Origin of the sequence: Pseudomonas sp. FW300-N2F2 (genome assembly GCF_017351655.1) — a bacterium.
Taxonomy (GTDB): domain Bacteria; phylum Pseudomonadota; class Gammaproteobacteria; order Pseudomonadales; family Pseudomonadaceae; genus Aquipseudomonas; species Aquipseudomonas fluorescens_AA.
On the sequence record NZ_JACNDQ010000002.1, the window covers coordinates 847,175 to 864,310 of the forward strand.

Below are 17,136 nucleotides of genomic sequence, written 5' to 3' on the forward strand. Positions count from 1 at the left end.
ATGCAGTCAGCCAATACGCCTAGGCTTCGTCTGGTGTTTTACGGTGACGACTTCACCGGCTCGACCGATGCTCTGGAAGTCCTTACCGCAGCCGGCCTGAGATGCGCACTGTTTTTGGCGCCACCGTCGCCCGAGTTGTTAGAGGAGCTGGGTGGTTTCGACGCTATTGGCATCGCTGGCGATAGTCGCGCGTTATCCAATGCTGAAATGGATGAGGTGCTTCCAGACCTATTTGAAGCAATCAAGCGCCTGTCCCCCGACCTTGTGCATTACAAAGTTTGCTCCACGTTCGACAGCGCTCCCGACGTGGGCAACATTGGCCATGTCATTGAGCTCGCATCACGCGCCTTTGGGGTAAAAGGCGTGCCAATCGTCGCGGGGAACCCGGCCCTGGGTCGTTACTGCGTGTTTGGCAATTTGTTTGCGCTGTCCAAGACCGACCACTGTGTACACCGGATCGACCGCCATCCCGTCATGCGGGCCCACCCCATCACGCCTATGGGAGAAGCGGATCTGAGTGTCCATATCGGCCAGCAAAAGAATTTATCGATTGCCAAAATTGACATCCTTCAGCTTGACCAAACTGTCGACCTGAGTTTCTTGGTCAGCCAAGCTTCTCTGAGCCATGACTCGGTTCTGATCGACGGCACCACCAATGCACATATGACCCTTGCAGGGAAAGCACTCACGGAGATCTCTAGCAGCTCGGCGCCGTTGTTCGTGGTTGGCTCTTCAGGTGTCGAATATGGATTGACGCAGTACTGGCATTCGGTGGGGCTGATAAATGCCTACCAAACTCAGGTCACTGCGCTGCAGCCCACCAGACAAGTGTTGGTCATTTCTGGAAGTGCATCCCCGTTAAGTCGCGCTCAAATCGATACCGCTATCGCGAGTGGGTTTGTCGAGCTGGCGGTGGATGCGGCAGCGATTCTCGCAGAATCACATAAAGGAGGGCGGGTTCAGGATGTAGTGGCGACGGCAGTGGCGCACCTCAAAAGCGGACGCTCCGTGCTGATCCACACGGCAAAAGGTCCGGACGACCCGAGAATCGAGCAGATGATCGAAGCGATGACCGCCAAAGGACTGCTTCGTGACGAGGCAAAAATCCGCGGCGGTAAGCAATTGGCTGTCGAAATGGGCTACATCGTTCTGGACATTCTTAAGACGTATCCGCTCGAAAGACTGGTTATATCCGGTGGTGATACGTCAAGTCAGATCACCAAGATTCTCGCCCCTGATGCATTGGTCATCAAATCCGATCTCTCTCCCGGTGCGCCCCTCTGCCAGGTGCGCTCAAACAAACCGTACTTGGACAACCTGGAAATCGCCTTGAAAGGCGGGCAGATGGGTGACCAGGACTACTTCGTAAAAGCGCTCACAGGTAGGAGCTAACTTCCGTTCCAGGACAGGAACACGCTTGCATATTTACAATAACAACAGGTGAAACTATGCAAACCTCACTTTTAAGTAACAACGAGACTCATCATGAGTTTATTGATGATGAGAAGAAAAAATCCATGAAAAATGTTGTTGCCGGGAGTCTCTTCGGCACAGCGTTAGAAACCTATGACCTCTATTTGTACGGTACCGCGGCGGCGCTGATCTTCGCTCCTCTGTTCTTTCCAGGCACCGATGAAGCCGTCTCAAGACTCGCCTCGCTAGCGTCCTTCGCCATATCATTTGTCGCACGGCCACTGGGCTCGCTGGTGCTTGGACATTTCGGCGACCGGATAGGCCGCAAGAAATTGCTCTACCTCACGCTGATCATCATGGGCTTGAGCACCGTCGGTATTGGCTTGCTGCCTACCTACGCGAGCGTAGGAATCTGGGCACCCATCATGCTGTGTGTGCTGCGCTTCATCCAGGGCTTCGCTTTTGCCGGAGAATACAGCGGTGCAGTGCTCATGCTACTTGAGCATGCACCCCGGCGAAAACGTGGCTTTTATGCAGCCATCAACAACATTGGTCCGGTGTTCGGATTCATCGCCTCGGCGGGGTTGCTGTTGATTGTCAGCAGTTTATTGTCGGTGGAGGATTTCTATAAGTGGGGATGGCGCATTCCATTCATTGCCAGTCTCGCTCTGTTGGTCGTCGGCGTCTTCGTACGGTCCAAAGTTGCCGAATCTCCGGTGTTCGAAAAGACCGCCGAAAAGCGCGCGGCAGCCAAGGGGCCGAACCTGTCTCCTGCCATGCGCCTGTTCACCAAGTATCCTAAACAGTTACTTTTGGTCGCAGGTGCCAACATCTGTCATTTTTCGACATTTTATCTTTTTACCGTGTTCGCATTGAGTTATGGCCAGAAGGAACTGGGCCTTTCCAATGCCTTTGTGCTCTCGGTAGCGATGGTAGCTATCTGCACGCACCTGGTAATTGTTCCCTTCGCCGGCGCAATGGCCGATCGACTGGGTCGACGCACCATGATGTTGATTGGCTTCGTGGTGACTGCACTGGCCGCGTTTCCCTTCTGGCACCTATTTTCCACAGGCCATTTCCTACCCATGGTCTTGGGCTCATGCCTGTTCATGGCCGGCTACGGCTTGGTATACGGTGCTGTGCCTTCATTCACCGGCGAGGCATTTGGACCCAGTGCACGATTCACCGGGTTCGCCATGGCCACCAATGTTGGTGGCATCATCGGTGGCGGCACGGCGCCCATCGTCGGCGCCTATCTGCTCAGCCATTATGGCTCGCCCTACGCCATCTCGGTCTACACGGTAGTGCTCGCAGCAATCTCTGCCTTGTGCGTCTACCTGTCTGCCGAAACCAGAATGATCGACATCACTGACGAGTAATGCCCCCCGCGTGCGGTTTGCCCACATGCCGCACGCTTGCTCGACTCGGCAAGCGTAACGCCCTCCAGGCATAAGCGGGTCAGACCACGTTCATGAATCGTGGTCTGACCCATACCCTCCTGGCGAATATATGATGATTCGAACAGCACCGGTGGCATAGGAATCCGGTGTCTCGAGAGATTCGTGGTTTTAACTGGCCAGAGTGATCACACCCTGGGCAGCGAGGACGAGATCTGCTGCCCGCTCGCCAATGACCACGCAAGGCGCCATGGTGTTGCCGACGGTGATTCGGGGCATGACCGAGGCATCCGCGATCCGCAATTTCTCGATGCCATACACGCGCAACTGATGGTCGACCACAGACATTTCATCTCGGCCCATTTTCGCGGTGCAGGACGGGTGCCAATAGGACACGGCAGAATTGCGGATGAACTGCTCCATGGCGCGGTGCGCTTTCGGCCCGGGCACCACCTCGCGTTTTACCAGGTCGTTGAAGGGTTCGCTGTTCCCGAGTGCCCTGCAGAGGTCGATCGATGCAAACGCCGCCGCCATGTCCTCGGGCGCGCTCAGCGAGTTCGGCTCGATGAGCGGAGCATCCGACGGCCCGGCGCCCGATAGGCGCAGGCGCCCTCGACTGACAGGCCTGGCCAGCCCTGCGAACATCGTCCAACCCTGTTGCGGTGGCTGGATACCCACTTCAGCAGGAGAGGGCACCGCAAATTCAAGCTGGCAGTGCAGCAGGTCTGGCGCGTCCAGGCGACTGTCGCTTTTCCAGTACAACGTGGTTTCACAACCGCCGCCACCAATCGCCTGGGGTTGCAGGTACTCCCAGGTACAGCCAAAGGCAACATGATCCTGAAGATTCTGACCCACACCGGGAAGGTGACTGATCGGGACGATGCCATGGGTGCGCAGTTCACTCTCCGGGCCGATGCCTGACTGCATGAGCACCTTGGGCGTGTTCACCGCGCCCATGGACAAGACGACTTCGGCTTCGGCATAGAAGCAGTGCCGTTGCCCTTCGATGATCACTTCGACACCGACCGCTCTTGTGCCCCTAAGCAGGACACGGGCCACCAGCGCGCCGGTGAGGACGGTCAGGTTCGGTTGGTGCAGCCGTGGTCGGACATAGGAATCGTAAACGGATTCGCGCCTGCCCTGGTTGATGCGTAGATCGGTGATCGCGGCCCCGCCGGGGCCTTCCATCATCGCTCCGTTGGGACTGTCATATCGGGGGATACCCAGGCGGCTGGCCGCTTCCAGGGTTGCCCAGGCGAGGGGTTGAGGCGAGGCCGGCTGCTCGACATGCACGGGGCCACCTGAACCACGCCGTGCGGCATCCGGGCTGCCGTGCCAGTTCTCGATCCTGCGGTAGTAATCCAGCACCGAATCGTATCCCCAGGCGCAGTCGCCGGACTCGGCGGCGAAGTGATCCCAGTCCGATCGATGCCCGCGTGCCCAGACCATCACGTTGATGCTGGAGCCACCTCCAAGTCCCTTGCCCATGTTCAAGGAAAGACGACGCCCGTTGAGGTGCGGATTGGGTTGCCCTGCGAATGCCCAGTCGCGCTCTGAACCGAGGTTCAGCGGCCACTGCGCCGGCTCTGCAACTTCAGGGCCGGCGTATTCGTTGCCTGCTTCAATCAACAACACGCGTGCGTTGTCCTGTTGGGCAAGGCGGGCCGCAACCACGCAGCCCGCCGTACCGGCACCACACACGATGAAGTCGTAGTTCCGATCACGCCGATGATTCATGCGTCCGTCCATATCGATGCAGCGGTTGGGCTCAGGGTTATCGGGGGTGTCGTGCCGCAGCGATCACTGCTCGCCGACGCTTTTCACGGCCTCGAGAATCACCTTGGCCACTTCGGCCGGCTGCGACTGCTGGGGCACGTGGCTGGTGTGCACCTGCGCCAGGGTGGCGCCGATACGCTTGGCGGCGGAACGCTGGACATCGGGATGGATCATCCGGTCCTCGGTGGCGAGCAGATACCAGGACGGTTTGGTCTTCCAGGCAGAGACGGTCGTTTTGTCCTCGAACGCGGATGCCTTGATGGGGCCTTGCGTCGCGGTCATCACGGCGGTCTGCGCCGCTGGAAGATCCTGGGCGAAGTCCTTGGCCATACCTTCCGGGGTCAAGTAGAGGAAACCGTTGCCGTCAGCCTTGATCTGACTGATGCCCGGGGGCGTGGGCGCGCCTTTGCCTTGTTCGCCGCTGGTTTGACCGGCATCGGGAGCGAAGGCGGCGACGTACACCAGGGCACGGACTTTCTTGTCGCTGCCGGCCTGGGTAATCACGGTGCCGCCCCAGGAATGACCGACCAGCACGACCGGGCCCGGCTGATTGTCCAGCGTTCTTTGCGTGGCAGCGACATCGTCGGCAAGCGAGGTGAGCGGGTTTTGCACGACCGAAACGGCGACCCCCTTGGCTTGCAGAAGCGGCACGACCTTGGCCCAATCGGAGCCGTCGGCGAATGCGCCGTGTACGATGACCACCGAAGGCGTTGTATCTTGGGCCTGGCTGATACCGGCGGCCAGTGTGCTTGCAAGGGCGAAGGCGACGGTGACGGCTTTTGATCTGAATGTTTTCATGGGATGAACTCCTGTGTGGGAGCTCAATTCTGCTGACTGGCCTGCTTCGTGGGCATCGGTCATTTATCCGACCCCAAGGCATTTTCATGGATAGTGCGTTGCAACTGGACATTTCATTGAGCGCAGCGCTGCAGGCGATCGGCCAAGTCGGGGACCTCAGCATGGGCCAGCCACTCGGGCATTCGCGACGCGTTGCCGCACTGGCGCGCAGTCTGGCGCAGGCCTCACACGGCGATGGCGAGCACCTGAGGGTGGCGGAGCAGGTCGCCTTGCTGCGCTGGTCCGGCTGCACCGCCAACGCCGAAGGGTTTGCGGATCTGCTCGGTGATGACGTCGATGGCCGCCGCGCGATGCTCGACCTGACCCTGAGCAAAGAGGCCATGAACGCGGTGCATCAGGCGACCCCGCTGGCCGTCGTGCACTGCGAGGTCTCCGGCGAAGTCGCGAAAACCCTCGAACTGGGGGCCGCTGTCGAGGCAGGCTTGTGCCGCGTATTCGAAACCTACGATGGGACTGGCCGGCCGCTGGGCTTGACCCATGAGCACATTCCGGAGGTCGCCTATCAGGTGGTGCTTGCCGGTGATCTGGACATTCTCAGTCGAGCACATGGCTTGGACGCGGCGCTGCGCTGGATCCGCGACCAGTCGGATCGGCGCTATCCCGCTGCCCTCGCGTCGTTGCTCATGGATAACGCCAGGGCGTGGCTGGCAGACCTGGATGGTCGCTCTCAAAACCCGGTCCATGGGGAGGCCGAACGCTCCGTCTCGCTGACCTTGGTGGGGGACGTGATTGACTTGAAGCTACCCTGGCTGGCGGGGCATTCGCGGCGGGTGGCGCATGTCGCCATGGAGGCTGCACGCTTGTGGGGGCTAGGTGAACCCACCCTGACAGCGCTCGGAAAGGCGGCGCTTGTCTACGGTCTGGGTCGGGCAGCCGTTTCCAACCAGCTCTGGAACACCGCCGGGGCGCTGCCTTATAGCGCCGCGGAGCGGGTGCACCTGGTTCCCTACTGGACGCAACAGGCGCTGAGGCCTATCGGTGAACTGGCCGTGCCTGCCGAGATTGCCGCCCATGCCTACGAACGGCTCAACGGCAGTGGCTACTTTCGAGGTGTGATGGGGGATGCGCTGTGTGCCGAGCATCGACTGTTCGCCACTTCCATAGCCTGGGTCGCACTCAGGGAAGCCAGGCCATGGAGGGCGGCCCACGGCGAATCGGAGGCGGCCAGACTGCTGGGGCAGGATGCCGCCAGTGGTTTGTTCGACAAGGCTGTATGCGAAGCGGTTATCGCCGCTGCACGTGGCGAGCGTCGGACTCATCAGCCGAAGAGTTCGTTACTCACCGCACGGGAGTGTCATGTGCTCCTGGAAATCAGCCGTGGCGCCAGTAACAAGCAGGTGGCGCGGCTGCTGGACATCAGTCCGAGCACCGTTCGCACACACATGGAAAGCATATTTCGCAAACTGGAATGCTCGACCCGAGCTGCCGCGACCCTGAAGGCATTGACGCTGGGCTTGATCTCCTGATGCCAAGGCGCGGCAGATCGATCATTCTTGGACGGACGGATTGGCGCGAGCCAGGGCGATGAATGCCTTGACCGCGGCAGAGGGGTTGCGGCGGTTCGGGTAGTACAGGCAAAGCTTGTCCCTGGGCGGTGTCCAATCTTCCAACACTCGCTCGAACTGGCCGGCCTCGATTTCATCCTGAACGTCCTGCGCCATGAAAAAGCCGAGCCCCATGCTTTCCTGCACCACTGCCTTGACGACGCTCGGTTCATCGAGCGTGAGCGGGCCGCTCACATCGAGCCTGGTCACTTCCCCATCGCGCTCGAAATGCCAAGGAAAAATCGCCCCATTCGGCAAACGAACACGCAGGCACCGATGGTTGAGCAGATCAGGCGGCGTCCGTGGCCTGCCGTATTGCTCGAAGTACGCCGGTGTACCGACCACGGCATACCGTTGCGGCAGGCCGAGGGGGATCACGATCATATCGCTCGGCACGAGGCTCGCGGAACGGACGCCGAAATCGAAGCCGTCAGCGACGATATCCACCAGGCGGCCTTCGGTGACAAGGTCGATGTGTACCTTCGGATGATGCCGCAGGAACTCCACCATCAACGGCAGCAGTGCCGCTCGAGCAGCGCTGGCGAACGCGTTGATGCGCAGCGTGCCCGAAGGACCGGCATTGTGAGATCGCACCGCGTCGAGCGCAGTCCGCAAATCCTGCAGGGCCGGCCCCACCTGCTCCAGAAAGATCCTGCCCGCTTCGGTGACGGCCACGCTACGCGTCGTACGATTGAACAACCGCGTTTCGAGGCTCGCTTCCAGCTTGGCGATGGTGCTGCTTAACGCGGTGGTCGAGACATTGAGATCGATGGCGGCTTGTCGGAACGAAGCCCTGCGGGCAACCGCTAGGACAGCGTCCAGCTCGCTCAGGCCTAGACGAGTATCTGACATGAATTATCCTGGATTTTGGGATAGGCCATAAAGTTTATCCCAGTTGAGCAAACTATCGGTCAGGTAGCAAGATCGCTCCCAGCAATCCATCCAGGAGACCGGCCAATGAGCCTTCAGCTTCCCGACGTCGTTGAGACGTACTTCAATATCAGCAATGGCGGCGACGTATCACAGCTTGCGAGCTGCTTCTGCCCACAGGCCACGGTGTTCGATGAAAACCAGACGCATGAGGGCATTCAGGCCATCGAAGCTTGGCAACAGGAGGTCCGGCAGGCGTTCTCCTTTGACGTTCAACCTTTGCAGGCGCTGCCGGGGGAGGGCAAGTTGACTGTCATCGCACGGCTTACTGGCGATTTTCCTGGTAGCCCGGTTCATCTGAGTCACGTCTTCACTCTGGAGGGCGATCGAATAGGTGCCCTGGAGATCATGCCATGCTGAACCTTGGCTTGAGTGGTAAGCGAGTCCTCGTCACTGGAGGCACCAAAGGCATCGGGAAGGCTGTAGTCGAGCTGTTCCTGGCGGAGGGCGCGCAGGTGCTTACCTCCGCTCGGAAGGCAAGCGGTACGCTGCCGGATAACCTCTTGGTCCAGGCCGATCTTTCGACCCGGGAAGGCTGTGATGCGGTCGTCGCCGCGACCAGGCAGCGATTGGGCAGTGTGGACATCATCGTCCACGTCCTGGGTGGTTCCTCGGCACCCGGCGGCGGCTTCGCGGCACTGGACGAAGAGCAGTGGCAACGTGAGCTCAATCTGAATCTGTTTCCGGCCGTGCGCCTGGATCGCGCCTTGCTACCGGATATGCTGGAGCGAAAGGAAGGGGTCATCCTCCACGTGACCTCCATCCAGAGTCGGCTGCCGCTGCCGGAAGCTACGACAGCCTATGCAGCGGCCAAGGCTGCGCTTTCGACTTACAGCAAGAGCCTATCGAAAGAGGTTTCGCCCAAGGGCGTCCGCGTTGTCCGGGTTTCGCCGGGCTGGGTGGAAACCGAAGCCTCGGTCGCCTTGGCCGAGCGACTCGCGCAGGAAGCCGGTACTGACTATCAAGGCGGCAAGCAGATCATCATGCAAGCCCTGGGAGGCATCCCGCTCGGGCGCCCCTCGACCCCGTCAGAGGTGGCCGACCTGATTGGCTTTCTGGCTTCGCCGCGAGCTTCATCTATCACGGGAAGTGAGTTTGTGATCGACGGCGGAACGGTGCCGACGGCCTAGGCGGTTGTTTCGGCCGAGACATTACGATGCATCCCGGTGCTGAGCGAGGACGCAGGAACCAGTCAAAGTGTTTTGTTATCAACGGGCTCACAATAAAGACAATGAGGCTGACGGTGATCGGCGTTAGAACCAGTGTTCGATGCCACACGGCCCAGTCTTCGGCCAGCGGACTCAATGCGTAGAGCAGGAGTGTCACGATGGGGTAAACGAATACAGTCATGACGATTGCCATTCTGATTCTGGAGGGTCTGATCGGAGCGAAGACGGGGCCGTCGCTTGCCTTCAGTCGCTTTGAATCGCAGTTCATGGCCTTGGACGTGTTCAAATCACTGACCTCTCAGTAGTCGGCGCTCGGCCGCTGGCGAAACTTCTTGTACCAGGCGTCAAGGCGTGGATGAGCGGAGCCGAAGGGGTGGTCGAATCTCTCCCGGCATGTTTGAAAAATTGAAAATACCGTGCAATCCGCGATCGAAGGCCTGTCTCCTGCCAGGAACTCGTTATCTCCGATCGTCGTCTCCAGGACATCCAGTATTTCGGTGACATACCCAAAGAGCTTTTCAGCAACCTCCGGTGATGGAGACGGTTCCTTGGCGGGAAAGGACTGGGTCACGTTCCACAGCCAAAGCTGAGACCGGCCTACCAGGTCAGTGCCCAGGCGTTCAAGCGACCGTATCTTTGATCGAGAGATGGCGTCCGTCCCAATCATTGGCGTGTCGGGATACAGCTCCTCCAGATACTCGACGATGGCGGCGGAGTCGGTGATCGGCACACCCTCATCGGTGAGAAGTGTCGGGGCTCGTCCGCTGGGATTGATTGCGAGGTATTCGCGCGACTTGTGCTCTGCGTTGGCGTAATCAAGTTCATATCGCGGAACGTCAATCCCCTTTTCGCTCAGGTAGATGATAACGCGCCGCGGATTCGTGCCCTTTTGAAATTGGTAGAGGAGCATGCGATCCAACCTCCCGAGTTTGGCATTTCGATCACTTCATGCCCCAGAGATTACCCGCAATAGATCCTGTTACAATGGGGCATTTATGCTGTTACTAAAGTGATGCTTTGCGAGGTGTGAAGTGACGTCTGATCGATTGACGCGCGTGCCGGCCAGACAGGCGCTTGCGGACTTCATCCGCCAATGTCGCGAGCGCACTTCTCCGGAATCGCTTGGCCTGCCGCAGGGGCGCCGCCGTCGAACCAAGGGCCTGCGTCGTGAAGAAGTCGCCGCGTTGGCGGGTGTCGGCTTGACCTGGTACACCTGGTTTGAGCAGGGGCGCGACATCGCGGTATCGGACGACTTCCTCCAGCGATTGGTGCGAGGGCTTCGGCTCGACCGCGCCGAACGGGAGCACCTTTTTGCACTGGCTGGCCGTGAGACATTTGCGGATGGGGCTGGAAGTGCCGAGCTTCCTCAGTCGCTCGTAAGGATGATCGATGCTCTCGATCAAGCCGCCTACATAATGGACAGCTCTTGGGATGTGCTGGCCCATAACAAAGCGGCAAGGATCCTGTTTGAAGACTTCGCATTGCCGCGACCGAACATGATCCGCATCGTGTTCTTTTCCGACCACTACCGGCAGAAGATTCAAGACTGGCAGTTCGCCGCGAGGCTTGTCCTGCTCAAGGCCCGCCACGACTATCTGACGGGAGGGAAGAGCCCGATTCTAAAGTCCATCCTCAACGAGGTTCTTCAAGCCGTCCCGCAAACGATGGAACGGTGGGATGATCCCGAAATCCTCCCCATCGGCGATACGGACATTACGCTCCACGATGCACAGGGCCGTTGGCGAAGCTATCGCATCAATATCCTTGTCTCCAAGGACAGGCCCGGACTTCGCATCGCCTTCTACGATGAAAAAGTGGCTTAGAGCGGAATGTACCGAACGGATCCCGGGAATGACCAGGCTGGCGTTTTTACCCCCATTAAAGGGGGCGAAATGCCGCAGATCCTCAGTAATTGAAAGTCATTATCATTTGATATATTCTCGCGACTCTTCCTCGCTTGAGTCGCTTGCGTGTCCAGGCCATCCGATCCTCATTCCACCGACGGCCAGTTCGAGAGCCATTCGAGTGAACTGCTGCGCTTCCTCACACGGCAGGTGAAGTGCGCAGAACTGGCGGCCGACCTGCGCCAGGAAACTTGGTTGCGCTTTCGCCGGCGCGAGTCCGAGCAAGAGATCGGTAATCTTCGTGCGTTCCTCTACCGCATCGCGCGCAACCTGATCATCGACTATCGCCGTCAGCAAAAATCCCGCCCCGTCGAGGAGGAGATATCCATCGAATTGGTCAGTGCCCAGCCGGGTCCGGAGCGAGCGGCAAGCGACGCCCAGCGCCTGGAGCGACTGCAGCGCGTGGTCCAGGATTTGCCACCGCACCTGCGCCAGGCGTTGTTGTGGAATCGCCTGGACGGGCTGACCCAGCGTGAGATCGGCGAGCGCCTGGGGGTCTCGGAAAGCATGGCCGGACGCTATATCCTGAAGGCCCTCGAACACTGCCAGCAGCAGATGGACCCACAGCCGTGAATCATCCTTCGCTTCTCGATCAGGCCCGGCAATGGCAGGTGCTGCTGCATTCTGGCCGCGCCACCGCTGCCGATCGTTCTGCCGTGCAGGCCTGGCGTCAGGCGGCACCCGAACATGAGCAGGCGTTGCGTGAGGTAGAAGGGCTGTGGTCGTTGCTCGGCCAGATAGAACGTCCGGCCGAGCAGCCTCAGGTGCGCGTAATACGTCGCCATCGACTGTGGGCGGCTCCGCTGGCCTGCGCCGCGATGCTGTTGCTCGCCCTGTGGCTACCGCGCGGCACCTGGATTGGCCTGTATGCCGATATCAGCACCCAGCCGGGCGAGGTGCGCGAGGTGCGTCTGGCCGATGGTTCGCTGTTGACCCTCAACGGCGATTCGGCGCTGGACTGGAAGTTTGTCGACGGTAGCCGCGAGGTCATGCTGTACCGCGGCGAGGCGGATTTCCAGGTCGCCCATGATCCGGCCCGGCCGTTCATTGTCAGGGCCGGCGAGGCGCGCATTCGCGTCACCGGTACGCGCTTCGATGTGCGTCTGGAGGAGGGCGGTGTCGACCTCGCAGTAAGCGAGGGCCGCGTGTTGGCTTCCAGCGAGGGGAGCGAGCCGCTGCCGGTGGTGGGTGGGCAGCAGGTGCAGTGGCGCGGCGCGGCGCTGCAGGCGCCGCAAGCACTGGATGCGCGCCAGCGTTTGAGCTGGCAGCGCGGCAAGCTGGTGTTCCGCGACCAGCCGCTGGAGCAAGTGTTCGCCGAGCTTGAGCGCAGCCAGTCTGCGCGGGTGCTGTTTGTCGACGAAGACGCTCGCCGGCTACAGGTGACCGGCGTGTTTGCCCTTGACGACCCACAGGCGGTGTTGAGCGCTGTGGAAACCACCTTGCCTGTGCGTCTGGTGCGCCTGCCGGGGTTGATTCTGGTCACCTCACGCCGCTGAGAGCCGCGCCGCGCCTGTACCTTCAAGAAAAAACAAAATATTTAGGCGGCGATGGTTCAGAAATCATCGCCGCCTTCGTCTTCCGTTCCTGCAAATGCGACTTCTTCGTATTGATAGTCAAGGACACCAGCATGCGGTCGACCCCCTTCCTCGCGGCGCTAGCCGTTCTTCCCCTGGCCATTGCCGCCGCACAGGCGCAAGCCGTCCAGCTCGACGTGCCTGCCCAGCGGCTCGACGCGGCGCTCACCGATTTCGCCGAGCAGGCCGACGTGCGGTTGCTCTATGACGCTGGCCTGACCCGTGGCAGCGCCATGGTGCCGGCACTCAAGGGCGACTATTCGGTGGTCGACGGCCTGCAGCGGTTGCTGGAGGGCAGCGGCCTGACCTTCCAGGCCGGCAACGACGGCACCATCACCCTGGTGCCGCTGCCCGAGCAGGGCGTGCTGGAGCTGGGCCCGACCACCATCAGCGGGCTCGCCGAAGGTCGTGTCGACCTGCCGGCCGAGTACGCCGGCGGGGAGGCGGCGCGGGGTGCCCGCATCGGCGTGCTGGGCAACCAGGACATGCAAGATGTGCCCTTCGCCTTCTCCAGCTACACCTCCGAGCTGATCGAGAAGCGCCAGGCGCAGACTCTGGCCGATGTGCTGGCCAGCGATCCGGGCGTGCGTCAGTCGTTCGGCTTCGGCAACTTCTCCCAGGTGTTCGTCGTGCGCGGGTTCCAGCTGTTCAGCGACGATATTGCCTTCAACGGGCTGTACGGCATTCTGCCGCGACAGATCATCTCCACCGAGTCGGTCGAGCGGGTCGAGGTGTTCAAGGGGGCCAACGCCTTTGTCAATGGCGTGTCGCCGTCGGGCAGCGGTGTCGGCGGGGCGATCAACGTGGTCTCCAAGCGTGCCGAAGACACCCCCACGCGCAGCGCCACCCTGGACTATGCCAGCGACAGCCGAGTGGGCGGGCACCTCGACCTGGGCCAGCGCTTCGGCGAGGACAACCGCTTCGGCGTGCGGGTGAACCTGGCCCAGCGCGAGGGCGAGACCGCGGTGGACGATGAGCACTCGCGCTTCAGCCTGGCCACCCTAGGCCTGGACTATCGGGGTGACCGTCTGCGCCTGTCCGCGGATCTCGGTTACCAGAAACAACGGGTCAATGAGGGGCGCTCGGTGGTCTACCTCACCACGACGGGACCTACCAGCACACTCAACGGCAAGACGCCGTCGGCACCGGACTCCGACCACAACTACGCGCAACCCTGGAGCTGGTCGCAGCTCGAAGACACCTATGGCATGTTCAGCGCCGAGTACGACCTGTCGCCCACGTGGACCGCCTACCTGAGCGCAGGCGGCAAATACACGCGGGAGAATGGTGTCTATGCCTCCAACTACGTCTACGGCGCGAATGGCGATGCCCGTATCGGCCGTCTCTATTCGCCGCTGGACCAGGAAACCCTGAGCGCCGTCACCGGGCTGCGCGGCGAACTCGCCACCGGGCCGGTCAGCCACAGCATCAACCTGGCCGGCAACGGCATCTGGCAGGAAAAGCGCAACGCGTTCGAGTCCACCGCGGCGGGCAGTCGTGGCTTCGGCAATCTGTATCAGGGCCAGCCCGTCGCCGAGCCGCCGGCCACCAGCGTCTCCGGCGATATCCACGACCCGGACACCACCGCCAAGGTGCAGAACCGTAGCCTGGCGGTCTCCGACACCCTGGGCTTGCTCGACGACCGCGTGCTGCTGACCCTGGGCGTGCGCCGCCAGTCCATCGGCGCCGACGCCTGGAGCGCGGCCAGCGGTGCCCGCACCTCCAGCTATCAGGAAAGTATCACCACGCCGGCCTATGGCCTGGTGATCAAGCCCACCGAATACCTGTCGCTCTATGCCAACCGCGTCGAGTCTCTGCAGCAGGGCCCGACCGCGCCGGCCGCCGCACTCAACAACGGCGAGATGTTCGCCCCCTATCGCTCCAAGCAGACCGAGGTGGGCGCCAAGCTCGACTGGGGCACCTTCGGCGGCAGCCTCAGCCTGTTCCGCATCGAACAGCCCCAGGGCGTGCTCGGCGGCGACGGCTACTACCGGGTGGATGCCGAGCAGCGCAATCGCGGCGTGGAACTGAGCCTGTTCGGCGAGCCACTGGACGGCCTGCGCCTGCTGAGCGGTGCCACCTGGACCAAAGCCGAACTTAGCGGCACAATCGGCGGTCGCGACGATGGCAACCAGGCGGTGGGCGTGCCGAAATTCCAGTTCAATCTGGGCGCCGACTGGGATGTGCCCGGCTTGCCCGGGGCGAGCCTGAACGGCCTGCTACTGCGCACCGGCGGCCAGTTCGTTGACAGCGCCAACGAATACAGCATCCCCGCCTGGACCCGCGTCGATCTGGGCGCGCGCTATCGGACGAAAATGGAGGGCCGCGGGGTGACTTTCAACGCGATGCTGGAGAACGTCGCCGATGAGAATTACTGGGCCTCGGCCAATGGTGGTTATCTGACCCAAGGGGCACCGCGTACGCTGAAAGTGTCGGCTACTGTTGATTTTTGAGGTTGTTGGCGATTAAAGAGGTGTTGTTGCAAGTTGTGTGATTACTAAAGGTGGTTTTGTCAGACGCTCTGAGAGGCTGCATTTGTGGCCTCTGTTGTTATTGCTGTGATTGGGTCGATTGGCGCTTTTCGCTAGGCAGGAGCCAGCCAGAAGCTGCCACTCAAAGCGACTCGATAATTCCCACCCGACCGTGCATCATCATGCTCCCCACGATCCCGTCTTGGCAGCGAGGCCGTAGGTGCAGTACCTGCCCGCCCGCAAAAACAAGCCTTTTGAAATGGAAGTCATCTCATGTTCGTACGTAACAAACTGGTTCCGGAGTTAATGGTCACCAACCTGGATAGCAGCCTAGCTTTTTGGGTTTCTCATCTGGGGTTCAACGTAGCTTATCAACGTCCGGATGATGGATTTGCGTACCTTGATTTGAATGGTGCTCAAGTAATGCTTGAGCAGGTTGATCCAGACGCGGGTCAATGGCTGACTGCGTTGTTGACCAAGCCGTTTGGAAGAGGCATCAACCTACAAATTGATGTAGAGGCTGTCGCACCCATCATCCAAAAACTTGTTCAGGCTGGATGTCCACTCTATCGAGAATGCAAAGACACCTGGTATCGGGCTGACGACATAGAAGTAGGCCAACGCGAATTCATCGTTCAGGATCCCGACGGTTATCTCGTAAGGTTGGTAGAGCGGTTGGGTGAGCGACCGGCTTGTTCAATGTGAATCTGAGCCAAGCCGACCGTCAGCAATGGGTCGGTTAGCGACCTCCACGCATTGTGACTGATCCACCCTTGTCCTTCCTCAACCTGGAGGACAAGCCATGAACACTATCGCTTTATATCGCCATCAGCCTTGGAACAAGGGAAAGCTTATAGGGCAGAAAGCCCCGCTTCGAGTCAGAGATATCTGGGCCATTCGGGTCAGGCTTCAGCTCGCGGAGAAGGCACGGGATCTGGTTCTCTTCAACTTGGCCATCGACAGCAAACTGCGTGCCTGTGACTTAACCAAGCTACGAGTACGTGACATTGCGCATGGGGAGCATGTTTCGTCACGGGCCATCGTGATTCAGCAGAAAACTCAACATCCAGTGCAGTTTGAAATTACTGAGCAAACACGAACAGTTCTGGAGTCTTGGATGCGTCAGGCGCATCCGCAGTGAGGATTATCTGTTCCCGGCGCGATTGCATGACTCAGATCATCTCTCCACCAGGCAATACGTTCGAATAGTCAAAGCATGGGTAACAGCCATTGGACTTGACCCGACGATGTACGGTACCCACACGCTACGGCGAACCAAGGCTTCGTTGATCTATCGCAGGACCAACTTAAGGGCAGTTCAACTCTTGCTTGGTCATACGAAACTCGAAAGCACTGTCAGGTACTTGGGCATTGAGGTAGACGATGCTCTAGAAATGGCAGAGCAGACAGACGTGTAATCCTCCACTGCGACGGTCTGGGCCAGACCGTCGCTTTCCGACCCATTGCGGTCGGTCGCCGCTTTTAGAAAACTAGGGGCGATACACAACCTGCCGCCCGCCAAGGGAGGCTTGTCGACGAGCTGACTCTTTTACAAAGGCCTCCGCCGCTGGTCTACGCTGAGAACTCAGCGCGCTTGAGCTAGGCGCAGGCTTCAAATGGCGTTGGAACTGTAAGGGAATGATCCAGATTCAATCAACGAAGGAGAGATTGTATGCCGCAAGCTTATCGAGGAAGAAACAACGTAAACCCCCAATTTTCAAGGGTTCAAGATATCCTCGCGAGAATAAACGCGCAAATAACTGGGGTGGGACAAGAGGTGACAATTGGAATTGCAAAGAACGACCTGCTTATTGAGTGCGGCCGCCTATGGATGGCCCAGCTTTTGGTCCCCGGCGGAAGAACCTACGGCTATTATGCATCAAACTATAAAGACCCGGAGCGTGGTTGTCAGGCCAACTACCTTATTTATTTGAACGGATCAACCATATTGAACGCTCATGTAAGTCAAATGCCTTAGTCGGAATTGGGGGCGTCTTTGCTCCGGTGGCCACGGCCATGATGTGTAAGCGTCCAGCAAACGCGCCACATCAGGCTTGCCGTGTGAGGCAATGAACAAGAAATACTTATGTACATAGAGTT

16 protein-coding genes and 1 pseudogene are annotated in these 17,136 nt (G+C 59.9%); 13 read left to right on the top strand and 4 right to left on the bottom strand.

Annotated elements, in window-relative coordinates:
* Both J4E63_RS18455 and J4E63_RS18460 read left to right on the top strand, forming a co-directional pair.
* Nucleotides 1-1,392: a four-carbon acid sugar kinase family protein gene (locus J4E63_RS18455; protein WP_207282901.1), complete on the top strand. Its 1,392-nt coding sequence runs from the start codon at nt 1-3 to the stop codon at nt 1,390-1,392.
* Between the two features lie 56 nt (nt 1,393-1,448).
* Nucleotides 1,449-2,792 (top strand): MFS transporter, encoded by a 1,344-nt coding sequence (locus J4E63_RS18460; protein WP_207282902.1) that lies wholly within the window; start codon nt 1,449-1,451, stop codon nt 2,790-2,792.
* 189 nt (nt 2,793-2,981) lie between these two features.
* On the opposite strand, the gene J4E63_RS18465 is transcribed toward J4E63_RS18460, so the two are convergent.
* Both J4E63_RS18465 and J4E63_RS18470 read right to left on the bottom strand, forming a co-directional pair.
* Complete coding sequence (locus tag J4E63_RS18465) at nt 2,982-4,547, bottom strand: GMC family oxidoreductase (protein ID WP_207282903.1); 1,566 nt, start codon at nt 4,545-4,547, stop codon at nt 2,982-2,984.
* Between the two features lie 63 nt (nt 4,548-4,610).
* On the bottom strand, nt 4,611-5,384 hold the full coding sequence (locus J4E63_RS18470; RefSeq protein ID WP_060741621.1) for an alpha/beta hydrolase: 774 nt from the start codon (nt 5,382-5,384) through the stop codon (nt 4,611-4,613).
* Nucleotides 5,385-5,470: 86 nt separating this feature from the next.
* Between J4E63_RS18470 and J4E63_RS18475 the strand changes: the two genes are divergently transcribed.
* A complete protein-coding gene (locus tag J4E63_RS18475; protein ID WP_207282904.1) occupies nt 5,471-6,910 on the top strand; it encodes an HD domain-containing phosphohydrolase in 1,440 nt (479 codons plus the stop codon).
* A gap of 21 nt (nt 6,911-6,931) precedes the next feature.
* Here J4E63_RS18475 and J4E63_RS18480 read toward each other — a convergent pair whose 3' ends face one another.
* Complete coding sequence (locus J4E63_RS18480) at nt 6,932-7,840, bottom strand: LysR family transcriptional regulator (RefSeq protein ID WP_207282905.1); 909 nt, start codon at nt 7,838-7,840, stop codon at nt 6,932-6,934.
* A gap of 105 nt (nt 7,841-7,945) precedes the next feature.
* On the opposite strand from J4E63_RS18480, the gene J4E63_RS18485 reads away from it, so the two are divergent.
* The 3 genes from J4E63_RS18485 (at nt 7,946) to J4E63_RS30925 (ending at nt 9,392) form a co-directional block, all read left to right on the top strand.
* On the top strand, nt 7,946-8,278 hold the full coding sequence (locus J4E63_RS18485) for a nuclear transport factor 2 family protein (RefSeq protein ID WP_207282906.1): 333 nt from the start codon (nt 7,946-7,948) through the stop codon (nt 8,276-8,278).
* Entirely contained in the window at nt 8,272-9,048 is a 777-nt protein-coding gene (locus J4E63_RS18490; RefSeq protein ID WP_207282907.1) for an SDR family oxidoreductase, read from the top strand. Before J4E63_RS18485 ends, J4E63_RS18490 begins: the two co-directional genes overlap by 7 nt.
* Before the next feature lie 218 nt (nt 9,049-9,266).
* Nucleotides 9,267-9,392: a hypothetical protein gene (locus tag J4E63_RS30925; protein WP_259333947.1), complete on the top strand. Its 126-nt coding sequence runs from the start codon at nt 9,267-9,269 to the stop codon at nt 9,390-9,392.
* On the opposite strand, the gene J4E63_RS18495 is transcribed toward J4E63_RS30925, so the two are convergent.
* A complete protein-coding gene (locus J4E63_RS18495; RefSeq protein WP_207282908.1) occupies nt 9,386-9,997 on the bottom strand; it encodes a glutathione S-transferase family protein in 612 nt (203 codons plus the stop codon). The genes J4E63_RS30925 and J4E63_RS18495 overlap by 7 nt on opposite strands.
* A 121-nt stretch (nt 9,998-10,118) precedes the next feature.
* Here J4E63_RS18495 and J4E63_RS18500 point away from each other — a divergent pair, with 121 nt between their 5' ends.
* The 7 genes and pseudogenes from J4E63_RS18500 to J4E63_RS18530 all read left to right on the top strand — a co-directional run bounded on the left by J4E63_RS18500 (nt 10,119) and on the right by J4E63_RS18530 (nt 17,014).
* Nucleotides 10,119-10,910 carry a helix-turn-helix domain-containing protein gene (locus J4E63_RS18500; protein WP_207282909.1) on the top strand — a complete coding sequence of 264 codons (792 nt, stop codon included), beginning with the start codon at nt 10,119-10,121 and terminating at the stop codon, nt 10,908-10,910.
* 147 nt (nt 10,911-11,057) lie between these two features.
* Nucleotides 11,058-11,564, top strand: a complete 507-nt coding sequence (locus J4E63_RS18505; protein ID WP_060741623.1) for an RNA polymerase sigma factor — start codon at nt 11,058-11,060, stop codon at nt 11,562-11,564.
* The gene (locus J4E63_RS18510; protein WP_207282910.1) at nt 11,561-12,487 is read left to right on the top strand and encodes a FecR family protein; all 927 of its coding nucleotides are present in this window, start codon (nt 11,561-11,563) and stop codon (nt 12,485-12,487) included. The genes J4E63_RS18505 and J4E63_RS18510 overlap by 4 nt, the downstream gene beginning before the upstream one ends.
* A gap of 131 nt (nt 12,488-12,618) precedes the next feature.
* The gene (locus J4E63_RS18515) at nt 12,619-15,018 is read left to right on the top strand and encodes a TonB-dependent receptor (protein WP_207282911.1); all 2,400 of its coding nucleotides are present in this window, start codon (nt 12,619-12,621) and stop codon (nt 15,016-15,018) included.
* A 291-nt stretch (nt 15,019-15,309) separates the two neighbouring features.
* Nucleotides 15,310-15,741, top strand: coding sequence for a VOC family protein (locus J4E63_RS18520; protein WP_207282912.1), 432 nt, complete (start codon nt 15,310-15,312; stop codon nt 15,739-15,741).
* Between the two features lie 97 nt (nt 15,742-15,838).
* Nucleotides 15,839-16,454, top strand: a pseudogene (locus J4E63_RS18525) (tyrosine-type recombinase/integrase).
* Nucleotides 16,455-16,708: 254 nt separating this feature from the next.
* Nucleotides 16,709-17,014, top strand: coding sequence for a hypothetical protein (locus J4E63_RS18530; RefSeq protein ID WP_207282913.1), 306 nt, complete (start codon nt 16,709-16,711; stop codon nt 17,012-17,014).
* The last annotated feature ends 122 nt before the right edge of the window (nt 17,015-17,136 follow it).